At 41.8% G+C, this 13041-nt stretch carries 7 protein-coding genes and 1 pseudogene; 5 read left to right on the top strand and 3 right to left on the bottom strand.

The genetic code is table 11. The annotated features are described in order from the left end of the window. Positions 1-494: 494 nt before the first annotated feature. The 4 genes from lysS (at position 495) to F6J94_RS20030 (ending at position 8919) form a co-directional block, all read left to right on the top strand. Entirely contained in the window at positions 495-2213 is a 1719-nt protein-coding gene (gene lysS / locus F6J94_RS20045; protein ID WP_293043644.1) for a lysine--tRNA ligase, read from the top strand. Between the two features lie 333 nt (positions 2214-2546). Further along, positions 2547-4181, top strand: coding sequence for an alpha-D-glucose phosphate-specific phosphoglucomutase (locus F6J94_RS20040; RefSeq protein WP_293043642.1), 1635 nt, complete (start codon positions 2547-2549; stop codon positions 4179-4181). A 1167-nt stretch (positions 4182-5348) separates the two neighbouring features. Next, positions 5349-6668 carry a hypothetical protein gene (locus F6J94_RS20035; protein WP_293043640.1) on the top strand — a complete coding sequence of 440 codons (1320 nt, stop codon included), beginning with the start codon at positions 5349-5351 and terminating at the stop codon, positions 6666-6668. A 922-nt stretch (positions 6669-7590) separates the two neighbouring features. Next, the gene (locus F6J94_RS20030) at positions 7591-8919 is read left to right on the top strand and encodes a VCBS repeat-containing protein (protein ID WP_293043638.1); all 1329 of its coding nucleotides are present in this window, start codon (positions 7591-7593) and stop codon (positions 8917-8919) included. Positions 8920-10112: 1193 nt separating this feature from the next. Here the strand turns inward: F6J94_RS20030 and F6J94_RS20025 are convergent. Further along, entirely contained in the window at positions 10113-10313 is a 201-nt protein-coding gene (locus F6J94_RS20025; RefSeq protein WP_293028160.1) for a hypothetical protein, read from the bottom strand. Between the two features lie 111 nt (positions 10314-10424). Here F6J94_RS20025 and F6J94_RS20020 point away from each other — a divergent pair, with 111 nt between their 5' ends. After that, positions 10425-11744 carry a hypothetical protein gene (locus tag F6J94_RS20020; protein WP_293043636.1) on the top strand — a complete coding sequence of 440 codons (1320 nt, stop codon included), beginning with the start codon at positions 10425-10427 and terminating at the stop codon, positions 11742-11744. Positions 11745-12048: 304 nt separating this feature from the next. On the opposite strand, the gene F6J94_RS20015 is transcribed toward F6J94_RS20020, so the two are convergent. Together F6J94_RS20015 and F6J94_RS20010 are read right to left on the bottom strand one after the other, a co-directional pair. Next, complete coding sequence (locus F6J94_RS20015) at positions 12049-12171, bottom strand: hypothetical protein (RefSeq protein ID WP_293043634.1); 123 nt, start codon at positions 12169-12171, stop codon at positions 12049-12051. A gap of 158 nt (positions 12172-12329) precedes the next feature. Next, a pseudogene (locus tag F6J94_RS20010) lies at positions 12330-12503 on the bottom strand (FxLYD domain-containing protein); the annotation flags it as partial. Positions 12504-13041: the final 538 nt, after the last annotated feature.

Below are 13041 nucleotides of genomic sequence, written 5' to 3'. Positions count from 1 at the left end.
GTTATTTACCATAGTAATCGGGAAGGGGTAATCGGGAAGGGGTAATTGGGGATTGTTCTAGCAATGCTCATAATTATTATAACATTAAATTAAATTTATAGGGAGCTTGATAGCAGATAATCTATAACAATAATATCCCCAATCAAGTCAGTAAATTTTAGAGCATGTAATCGGAAGCATTAATGGAATCATCGTTATGATAACTGACAGATTAATTATGATTATAAACTACTAATTATTAAAACAATCTATAAAACTAGTTATATTTGATCAGGTTTAAAAAATCAGCTATAATTATAGTTATAGAGCAGTGCTAAATGATTATTGATAACTTATTGATAACTAGTTATACTTACCTTATGTTCCCCGTTACCTATGTTAACGAGGATGTTAACGTTTAACTTATAAATTGCTATATAATAAGGGGTCACCATGCAGCACTAACTTACAGTTTATCCACTATTTGTCCACTAGCTAGATTGTCGCTATAAATTATGTCAGACCAATCCCGTCCAGAACCACAAAGCACTTCAACTCTAGAAGAAATTCGCACCACACGGCTTGAAAAAGTTGAACAACTCAAAGCAGAAGGATTAATCCCCTATGCCTATAATTGGGAATCTACAGCTCAGGCTGCCGAATTGCAGCAAAACTATGCTGACCTAGGCAATGGCGAAGAAGTAGATGTGGAAGTGGCTGTTGCTGGTCGGATTATAGCTCGTCGTGTCTTTGGTAAATTAGCTTTCTTCAACATTCAGGATGAGACCGGTACAATTCAGCTTTACCTGGATAAAAAGAGAATCACTGCTAAAATGGCAGACCTTCCTAATGCTTTCAATATTCTCAAAAAACTCACTGATACTGGAGATATTATTGGGGCAAAAGGAACCATCAAGCGTACGGAGAAAGGGGAACTCTCGATCTATGTCAAGGAGTATGATATCCTGACCAAATCTCTGTTACCTTTACCAGATAAGTGGCATGGTTTGACGGATACAGAAAAGCGCTATCGTCAACGTTATGTTGACCTAATTGTTAATCCTGATGTCCGGGAAACCTTTCGTCGTCGTGCCAAAATAACTGCTTCTATTCGGCACTATTTAAACCAACAGGATTTTATTGAAATTGAAACTCCGGTACTTCAGAGTCAAGCTGGTGGTGCAGATGCCCGTCCTTTTATCACCTACCACAACACCTTACAAATGGACTTGTATCTACGTATTGCTACGGAGTTGCATCTGAAGCGACTAATTGTTGGTGGTTTTGAAAAGGTGTATGAGTTGGGGCGTGTTTTCCGCAATGAAGGAATTTCGACTCGTCACAATCCGGAATTCACCATGATTGAAATCTATCAGGCTTACGCCGATTATAATCAGATGATGGTGTTGACGGAAAATCTAATCAGTAATGCTGCTAAGGAAGTGTTAGGTACACTAACTATTAACTACCAAGGTGAAGTAATTGATCTAACTCCCCCTTGGCGTAAAGTAACGATGCACGAGTTAGTCAAAGACCAAACTGGTTTAGATTTTGATAAATTCACCAATATTGAGCAGGCAAAAGCAGCAGCCAAAGATGCTGGTGTGGAGGTTCCCAATGATTGCTATTCTATTGGCAAATTGCTCAATGAAGCCTTTGAGCAAAAGGTAGAAGAAACGTTAATCCAACCGACTTTTGTTCTGGATTATCCTGTGGAAATCTCTCCCCTCACTAAACCCCATCGCTCAAAATCAGGTTTAGTGGAACGGTTTGAATTGTTTATAGTAGGAAGAGAAACAGCAAACAGTTATTCTGAGTTAACTGATCCGATAGATCAACGGCAACGACTAGAAGCACAAGCAGCCAAGAAAGCAGCAGGAGATTTGGAAGCTCAAGATGTTGATGAAGACTTTCTCGCTGCCCTGGAGTATGGTATGCCTCCCACTGGTGGTTTAGGTATTGGTATTGACCGTTTAGTGATGCTACTGACTAATTCACCGAGTATTCGGGATGTGATTGCTTTCCCATTGCTGAAAAGTACCAGTGCTGTGATTAAATCCTTCGACTACGATGTAGACAAAAAAATTCTTCGGCTTGAATTTAATAATGGTAGTATCTACAAGTATCGAGATGTACCAGAGGAGATCTACAATGGTTTGAAAGATAATCCTTCTATCGGTCAGTATTTTAATACCCATATCCGCGAAAAATATGGCTTCGACCGAGAAATTTAGTGTCAGGATTCAGCCCAAGGCTCATTAGCTATAACCTAGTGACTTGCTGTTGGATTATAAGTTTAGCGGTCAGATGAAAATTTAGTTCTTAATCAGCGATTAGCTAACCCTGTGCAAAGCTAATCGCTTGTAGGTTAGATAGATTAAAGTAAAGCATTGACAAATAAACAAAAATGTGCGTAGGTAAGGATTGATAGTGCGTTCGTGCTTTGCTAGACCAGGGATCACTAAATTCACGAGTCATTTATCAAAGACTTTTGAATTTTTCATTAACAATGAACAGGTAACAGTTAACAATAAAGAATTAGCAGTAAAACCTGTAGCTAGCTTGTAATGAACATACGCACTGTCTCTACTAAGCCCTTTACAGACCAAAAGCCCGGTACTTCCGGACTCCGTAAGTCGGTCACCGTTTTTCAGGAGCCCCATTACCTAGAAAACTTTATCCAGTCTATCTTTGACTCCCTAGAAGGCTGTGAAGGTCAAACCCTAGTTGTAGGGGGTGATGGTCGCTACTACAATCGGCAAGCAATTCAGACCATTCTCAAAATGGCAGCCGCCAATGGGTTAGGTCGGTTGTTAGTCGGTTGTGGTGGTATTCTGTCTACCCCAGCAGCATCTTGTGTTATTCGCAAGCATAAGGCATTAGGTGGCATTATCCTCTCGGCTAGCCACAATCCTGGGGGTCCAAAGGGTGACTTCGGTGTCAAGTATAACACCAGTAATGGTGGACCAGCACCAGAAAAGGTGACGGAAGCTATCTATGCTCGGAGTAAAGTCATCGATAGTTACAAAATCCTAGACGCTGCGGATGTGAATCTAGACCGACCAGGTGCATTTACTCTGGGAACCTTGAGCGTTGAAGTGATTGACCCAGTTGAGCCTTATACTCAATTGATGGAGTCCCTATTTGACTTTGACCGCATTCACCAGCTACTAACCTCTGGAAAATTCCGGATGTGTATGGATTCATTACATGCGGTAACTGGTCCCTATGCCCATGCTATTTTTGAACAACGCCTAGGGGCACCAGAAGGTACTGTACTTAATGGTATACCGTTAGAAGATTTTGGCGGTGGTCATCCTGACCCCAATTTAGTCTATGCTAAGGACTTGGTGGATATTCTCTATGGTGATAATGCCCCAGATTTTGGGGCTGCTTCCGATGGAGATGGCGATCGCAATATGATCCTGGGAAGCTCGTTCTTCGTTACCCCCAGTGATAGCATAGCTGTGTTAACCGCCAATGCCCATCTGGTACCTGGTTATAGTCAAGGTTTAGCAGGGGTAGCCCGTTCCATGCCCACCAGTGCTGCTGTAGACCGAGTGGCAGCTCAGTTGGGTATTGATTGCTATGAGACCCCAACAGGTTGGAAGTTTTTTGGCAATTTATTGGATGCAGGTAAAGCCACTTTGTGCGGTGAAGAAAGTTTCGGCACTGGTTCTAACCATGTACGGGAAAAAGATGGACTTTGGGCAGTGCTATTCTGGCTCAATATCCTGGCAGTGCGGGGTGAATCAGTGGAGCAGATTGTCCGTAGCCATTGGCAAACCTATGGTCGTAATTTCTATTCCCGCCATGACTATGAAGAGGTAGATGGGGCACGAGCTCAGGAACTGATGGAGCGTTTGCGTTCAAGTGTGCCAGACCTGAAAGGACAACAATTTGGCTCTTACCAGGTAGAGTATGGTGATGACTTTAGTTACACAGACCCAGTAGATGGGAGCGTCAGCCAAAAGCAGGGGATTCGGATTGGCTTTACTGATGGCTCTCGGATTATATTCCGCCTATCTGGTACTGGCACAAAAGGGGCAACCCTACGCCTCTATTTAGAGAGCTATGAGCCAGATTCCACTAACCATGACGTGGATACTCAACAAGCATTGGAACCACTGATTTCCCTTGCCCATGAGATTGCCCAGATTCGGAAGTTTACAGAGCGGGAGGTTCCCACTGTAATTACCTGAGGTAAAGAAAGGAACACGGGTAATAGGTAAGGTAATAGGTAATAGGTAATAGGTAATAGGTAATAGGTAATAGGTAATAGGTCAAACCCCGACCAGTTACCTATTACCCATTAGCCGTTACCAATGAGTAACTGTCTCGGTAATAGTGGATAGCCTAGATTTCAAGAGCAACAGATTTTTATTCCTATAAAAAGTTTCATCATTGTTTCATTTAGCTCATTTCCACAGATGGTTTTTGGAGATTTCGTCCAATAAAGACCTAGCTGGCTAGGTTTGGAGATTTAGGTTTGAAGATTATTTATTGTACATTAGTGAATTTTTAAACTGATATTAAATACCCTTATGTTAACCTTTTCAGCTTTCCGTAACTCAGCATTATTCGAATGCTTACCTCTTTTATTCAAAAACACCTCAAGTAGCCTGCGCTTAGCCCATTAGCTGATAGCTGATAGCACCTCAAGTAGCGTGGGCGTAGCCCATTAGCTGATAGCTGATAGCTTACCCACTAACTGCTCTGAGGCACGGGAAAATTCCTCATTCATAATTCTTAGCTGAATGATGTTATATAATAATTAGTTTTTGCTCAGGATCAACTCAGTAAATTTTTCATAAACTTTTATGAAAATTTCATTAAAATCCCTATTTTGATAGTGACATTTACGGATTTTTATGCCATTTATACTAATGGTAGGATTTTTTTTAAGTCAAAACGCAAAAAAAAAATCTGAAGCCTAGAACCAAACTACTTTTTTGACTAGGTCATCTTTTAGGGATGAGATTTGATCAGGGAATGGTTAGCCAGTCAAACTCTAGAAAAGGCTTCAAAAAATTTATCCACTGGAACTGGATAAATTTGAGCAGGGCATCTTTGAACTATTAAAGAGGGTGTTTTCCCCTTATCCATATATCTAGAAACATGTATCTAGAAAGGTACTGTAGTCTAGATACATCGATAAGCATGATTAAATTTGCCCCAAAAGTTCACAGATAAAGTGCACAGACTCTTATCTCATCTCATCCTAGGGACATTGAGTAATGCCAGTTTAGTTACACATCCCGTGACTTACTAAGTTGGGATGGAATAATTAAAAATTTTTTGGTGCATTACGACGGAAAATAAAAGCCAACCACTGTAAACACAGATAACTTTTGGGAGAAAACTATCTTATGGTTCTGATTGAAGCTGAAAGCGATCGCGTAACGCGAATAAACTACGATACAACCAGTGCAAATGGTATTGATACCGTTGCTTCAGGCGGTCGAGCCGTCCAGATTTCAAACTTTAATGACCCGGTTGAAGAAAACCCTGGTGTGCTTAGATTTGAATGGACAGCAGAGGATGGAGCTGCTGGTAAATACGATATTAGTATTGCCTACTTTGACGAAGTGGATGGGGAATCTGAACTGACATTTAGTGTCAACGGACAGGAAGTTGGTACATATGTTTATAATCTAAACTTACCTGGGATTACAGCTGAGCCAAGGAATTATGTCCCTCTGAGCGGTGCCAATTCCAGTAGCACACTAACTGCTCAGGCTAATCCAAATGCCATTTTTAAGGACGTAGACCTTGCTCCAGGGGATGAAATAGAAATCTCGGTAGTGGCAGATAGCCTTAATAATGATGATAATTTCGAGCTAGGGCGACTTGATGCCATTGAAATTACCCCAGCTGAAGAGATTCTCCCCAGTTTGGATCTGTTCTGGCATAATCCTGTCAGTGGACAAGTTGGTGTGTGGACTCTAAATCAACAGGGCACTAGCGTCGAGACCGCAGCGTTCATTACCGATCAAAGTGGTCAAGAGTTGTTGGTACCAGAGAACACTGGATTTGAAGCCCGTGGTGTTGTGGATTTAGGCGATGGTAGCAGGAGTCCTCTGTGGCGTAATACCGAAACCGGCGGTGTTGCCATTTGGAAGATGGAAGGCTCCGAGTTGCAGGAGGCAATAACTATTGACCCACCAGCAGATGGCCCAGGATCAAACCTCGACTGGGAAATCCGTGGCACCGGAGATGTTTACAGTGGTGGTGCAGAAGAAATCTTCTGGTACAACACATCTACTGGAGAAATTGCTGTTTCGGAGATAGATGAAACCGGGTTTCAGAATGCTAGGTTTATTACGGATACCAATGGTGACAAGATGACCATATCACCTGACAATGACTGGCAGTTACTTGCGGCTGGAGACATGGATGGCGATGGTGACGCAGATGCTATCTGGCAAAATATGACTACCAAACAGTTTGCCTACTGGAACCTCGAAGGCTCGGAGTTCCAGAACGCAGTGCCGATCGATTCCCCAGCGGCAGACGGTGGTTGGGAATTCCGTGGGGCCTATGACGCTAACAAAGATGGTACTGATGATTTCTTCTTCCGTAATTCCCTTTCTGGACAGAATGGCATCTGGATGATCAAGAATGACTCAGTGGATCAATTTGTTTCTATCACTCCGGTCGAAGATACTAACTTCTCCTTCTACGTTTAGGATAGTCAGCAGCTAGCTTTACTGTTGTAATTAAAGTCAAGAAAAACCCACCCCTTCTGCTTAAGTTCAAGGGGTGGGTTGTTTTTTCGCTATTTGCTATAACCCCTAAGGTAAGCATTCAGCCTATATTCTTAGAGGTTGTCTGAGAAGTCCCATTTGCTACATCCAAGCCCCCGTTGGTCCCCCAATTTTGGGGGACTTTTAGAAGCAAATGGACTCTTCCCCCAAAGTTGGGGGGCTAGGGGGGCAAAATTCAGTATCAAAAAACTTTTCAGATATCCTCTTAGGTAACTTGATCTTATATAAGGTTTTTTTTTGATCAGTACCAACTCAGTAAATTTTTTATAGATTTTTATGAAGTTTTCATGAAAATCGCTAATTTGATAGTGACATTTACGGATTTTTCTGTCATTTATACTAGTGGTAGGATTTTTTTTTAAGTCAAAACGCAAAAAAAAATAGGAAGCCTGGAACAAAAATATTTTTTTGAGTAGATCATCTGTTAGGGGTGGAATTGTATCAGGGGATCGTTAGCGAGTAAAACTATAAAAAAGGCTTCAAAAAAATTATCCAGTTTCACAGGATAATTTTGAGCAGGGCATCTTTGAACTATTAAAAGGGGTGTTTTACCCTTATCGATGTATCTATAAATAGGTATCTAGTAAGGTATTCTACTATAGATAAATCGATAAGCATGATTAAATTTTCCCCAAAAGTTCACAAACAAAGTTCACAGACTCTTATTCCATTTAATGGCAGGGACTTTAAGTAATGCCAGTGTTGTAAGTTACACATCTCGTAACTTACTGAGTTGGGACTGAGTTGGGATGGAGTAATTATAAATAAATTTTTTGGTGCATTACGACAGAAAATAAAAGCCAACCACTGTAAACACAGATAACTTTTGGGATAAAACTATCTTATGGTTCTGATTCAAGCAGAAAGCGATCGCGTAACACGAGTAAACTACATTAGTGAAACTATTAGTGACGATGCTTTCAACGTTGAAGTTGTCCGAATAGAAAACTTTGATGACTCGGTTGGACAACCCGGTCTGCTTACATTTACATGGACAGCAGAGGATGGACCGATTGGTAAGTATGATATTAGTATTGCCCACTTTGACGAAGAGGATGGGGAATCTCTACTGAGACTAAAAGTCAATGGAAAGAAAGTTGATGAGTATTCTTTGGATGAACAATTCTCAACTAATGTTGATGTGTTTGAACCTGTTCGTGAGAATTATGTCCCTTTAACGGGTGGCAATAAAAGTGGCACACTAACTGCTGAGAATAATCCAAATCCCATTTTTAAGAGCGTAGACCTTGCTCCAGAGGATATAATACAAATCTCGGTAGAGGCAACGACGAACAGGATGCCGAGCGAGGGGAGTTACGAGCTAGGGCGAATTGATGCCATTAAAATTACCCCAGCTGAAGAGATTATCCCCAGTTTGGATCTGTTCTGGCATAATCCTAATCCTAAGAGTGGAAAAGTTGGTGTGTGGACTCTAAATGAGGAAGGCACTAGCCTCGAGACGGCAGCATTCATTACAGATCAAAGTGGTCAGGACGTGTTGGTACCAAACGATCCATTTAAAGCTCGTGGTGTTATAGATTTAGTTGATGGTATCAGGAAACCTCTGTGGCGTGATCCGCATACCGGCGGTGTTGGGTTTTGGAACATGGAAGGCTCCGAGTACCAGAATGCAATAACTACTCAGGCACCAGCGGGTCAACCAGGTTCAAACCTCGACTGGGAAATCCGTGGCACGGGAGATGTTAACGGTGGTGGTGCAGAAGAAATTTTCTGGTACAACAAATCCAGCGGAGAAATTGCTGTTTGGGAGATAGATGAAAACCAGTTTAAGAATGCTACGTTTATTACGAATACCAATGGTGACAATATGATAATATCACCTAAGGATCCCTGGCGGTTAGTTGCGGCTGGAGACATGGATAACGATGGTGACGCAGATGCTATCTGGGAAAATATGAATACCCGAAAGTTTGCCTACTGGAAGCTCGATGGTACTGTTTACCAGGAGTCAGTGCTGATCGAGTCCCGAGCAGCAGACGGTCCTTGGGAATTCCGTGGTGCCTATGACGCTAACAAAGATGGTACTGATGATTTCTTCTTCCGTAATTCCCTTTCTGGACAGAATGGCATCTGGATGATCGAGAATAACTCACTGGATGATATTGTCGTCATCACTCCGGTCGAAGATACTAACTTCTCCTTCTACGTTTAAGATAGTAAGCAGCTAGCTTTACTGTTGTAATTAAAGTTCCGAAAAACCCACCCCTTGAGCGTAAGCAGAAGGGGTGGGCTGTTTGTTCACTTCAATCTGAGTCTAATATCTCCGAGTTTTAGGGCAAACGCATCTAATCGTCAGAAAAATTTTGATGATTCTTTGATTGAGCTGATTTCCATAGATGCTTTTTGGAGATTTCGTCAAGTCAAGACCTAGCTGGCTACATTTGAACATTATTTATTGTAAATTAGCTGAGGGGGTGACATGAGCCCTAAAAAGCTTAGTATATAAGGCTTTGATGCCAATGAGCTATGGGTTGATACAGTCCCAAATTAACCCTCCTTTCATTTAATGGCAAGCTCAAACCCTTATAACATAGTCCAAGGTCGCGCCCAAAACAGAATGTATCTTTTAGGTGCGACCCGTGGCGAATTTAATTCGCCACGGGTCGCACCTCTGCATCGCTAAGTAACTTATGGGCTGAAATTATTACCCAGTAAGGATTTCAGCTTGCATGTCACCACCCCAGGTAAATTAGTTAATTTTATTACTAATCTCAAATTTTGCACCACAGTAAATTGATTGGGGCAAAAACTTGTGTGCACACCTCAATGACTGAATGAAAGAGGGACTGAATGAAAAAGGTAATTCTTTAACCCGGATTTGGTATAACCCCTAACTGCTCTGAGGCAGGGGAAAATTACTCATTCATAATTCTTAGCTCACTGATGTTATATAATAATTATTTTTTGCTTAGTACCAACTCAGTAAAAATTTAATAAATATTTATTAAATTTTAATTAAAATATCTAATTCCATAGTGACAATTACGGAATTTTATGGCATTTATACTAGTGGTAGGATTTTTTTTCAGTCAAAACGCCAAAAAAAAAATATGAAGCCTGGAACAAAACTAATTTTTTGACTAGGTCATCTCTTAGGGTTGGAATTTTATCAGGGTATCGTTAGCCAGTCAAAATCTAGAAAAGGCTTCAAAAAATTTATCCAGTGAAACTGGATAAATTTGAGCAGGGCATCTTTGAACTATTAAAGGGGGTGTTTTACCCTTATCGATATATCTAGAAATAGGTATCTAAAAACATGTATCTAGAAAGTTACTGTACCCTAGATACATCGATAAGCATGATTAAATTTTTCCCCAAAAGTTCACATATAAAGTGCACAGACTCTTATCTCATCTCATGGCAGGGACGTTGAGTAATTCCAGTGTCTTGATGCAGTCGCTCATGGGGGAAACCACGGCAGACCGCGAGTGGGGGAGACCCCCAAGACCGCACTGCCTCCCCAAGACCGTAATGGTGCGTTTGACCCGTAATTAAATTCGCCACGGGTCGCACCTCTGCATCGCTTTTGTAAGTGACACATCCCATAACTTAGTTAGTTGGGATGGAGTAATTAAAAATTTTTTGGTGCATCAGGACTGAAAAGAAAAGCCAACCAGTGTAAACACAGATAACTAACTTTTGGGAAAAAACTATCTTATGGTTCTGATTGAAGCAGAAGGCACTCGCGTTACGCGACAAAACTACGGCATAACCGGTTTCAACAATATTGATCTCGTTGCTTCAGGGGGTCGAGCCGTCGAGATCTCAAACTTTGATAACCCGCAAGGAGAACCCGGTGTGCTGACATTTACATGGACAGCACAGGATGGACCGGCTGGTAAGTATGATATTCGTATTGCCTACTTTGACGAAGAGGATGGGGAATCTCCACTGACATTTAGTGTTAATGGACAGGAAGTTGGTACATATGTTTTTAATCTAAACATACCTGCAAATACACCTGATCCAACAGCTGAGCCAAGGAATTATGTCCCTCTGAGGGGTGGCAATTCAAGCGGCACCCTAAGTGCTGAGGATAATCCAAATAAACCCCTTTTTCAAAACATAGACCTTGCTCCAGGGGATGAAATACAAATCTCGGTACTGGCAGATAGCAATAATCCTGAATTGAATTTCGAGCGAGGGCGAGTTGATGCCATTGAAATTACCCGAGCCCCCAGTGTGGATCTGTTCTGGCATAATCCTGTCAATGCACAAGTTGCTTTGTGGACTCTAAATGGCCAGGGCACTAGCGTTGAGACGACAGCGTTCATTACAGATCAAAGTGGTCAGGAGGTGTTGGTACCAGAGAACGCTGGATTTGAAGCCCGTGGTGTTATAGATTTAGGGGATGGTATCAGGAATCCTCTGTGGCGTAATAAGATGACTGGCGCTGTTGGGGTTTGGAACATGGAACGCTCCGAGTTCCAGGATGCAATCACTACTCAGGCACCAGCAGGTCAACCAGGATCAGACCTCAACTGGGAAATCCGTGGCACCGGAGATGTTAACCGTGATGGTGCAGAAGAAATTTTCTGGTACAACACATCCAGCGGAGAAATTGCTGTTTGGGAGATAGATCAAAACGGATTTCAGAATGCTACCTTTATTACGGATACCAATGATCAAAATATGATCATATCACCTAGTGATCCCTGGCAGTTAGTTGCGGCTGGAGACATGGATGACGATGGTGACGCAGATGCTATCTGGCAAAATATGAATACCCAACAGTTTGCCTACTGGGAGCTTGATGGTACTGTTTTCCAGGAGCCAGTGCTGATCGATGCCCGACCCGCAGACGGTCCTTGGGAATTCCGTGGTGCCTATGACGCTAACCGAGATGGTATTGATGATTTCTTCTTCCGTAATTCTGTCACTGGACAAAATGGCCTGTGGACGATCGAGAATGACTCACTTGGTCAGATTGTCGTTATCGATACGGTTCCAGATCTCAACTTCTCCTACTACGTCTAGGATAGTCAGCAGCTAGCTAATGGAACTTGCGTGTAAAAAAAATACCAATTAAAGTAGGGTGGGCAAAGTAATATAATTTAGAATAATCAAAAGAAACAAACTGTTGTTGCCCACCCTACAAGCTAAAAACTGGTATTTTATTTTTTGGCTACTCTCTTACTATTGTAATTAAACTAATGAAAACCCACCCCTTCTGCTTAAGCTCAAGGGGTGGGTTGATTGTTCACTCAAATCTGAGTCTAATATCTCCGACTGTTAATCACTTCGTAGTCAGGTAAATCGTTAATTGTTAGTTAATTGTTATTTAATTTTTATAGCGGTTTGCGATTTTGTTAAGTACATAGTTATGGGTTTTTATGGAGCAGGGAACAGGGAGCAGGGAACAGGGAACAGGGAAAACAATCCTGTGTACCTGATAGTTATGCAAACCGCTATAGTTAATTTTTAGTTATTAATTAAAACTGTCAATTTTAAATTTATTGATAACATATGTGGGATTCAGTGGTAATAATTCAGTTAAAGACCAAATACTTAGGTTCAGTTGCTCAGCAATTTGTGCCTCAAAAGCGTGAATTGATATCGAAATCATGGAGTCGGTTTACGATCCCAGTCAACGGATGTGGTTTTTAATTCCCGACCACCCCACATTTCCGTCTCGAAAGTAGCACTTTCTCCAGCACTGAGGTTAGGGGGATTGGTGTACATGGAGCTGGTGCCAATTACACTGCCGTCATCATCCAGAATTTCATAATTTACTCGGGTCGAGTAGACAGTGACTGATTACACCCAAAGATAGAACTACAGACGAGATCGCTACTTTACTACGAAACATGATCAGTCTCCTGGTTTGAACCTTGAAGTTTGTAATGTTAATACTGAGGTGTTTCGGTCATTGGCTGACTCGAATTCAACCTCTACTTACATTTCTGAAGCCCATCCAAGTTTTACGCAGTGGATTGTCTAATCTTTACAAAACTAAAAAAAAAGCTCTGGTCAGACTTGGCATAAAAAGCCGGAAAAGTGCCTAAAACGTAGGGTGCGTCAGTAATGCACCCTACTCGTAGCATCAGAAGAAACCATGGCGACCAATGAGCAGATACCCTGAATGGGACCGAGTGCGATCGCTTTCAGCAGGTGATCAGCTTGGTTAGCAAATCCTGACCAGGTTACTCCTAACCCTCCCAACACAGGGTTAATATCATGTCAGGTTGAATACCCATAATTAAGGAGAGGGTGGGACCCACCCCTAACCCCTCCCAGGAGGGGAATGTGGGGAGATGGGGAGATAGGGAGATAA

The organism is Moorena sp. SIO1F2, assembly GCF_010672755.1.
Taxonomy (GTDB): Bacteria; Cyanobacteriota; Cyanobacteriia; order Cyanobacteriales; family Coleofasciculaceae; genus Moorena.
The sequence above is the reverse complement of the archived record's forward strand: the minus strand, read 5'-3'. Positions and strand labels throughout refer to the sequence as shown.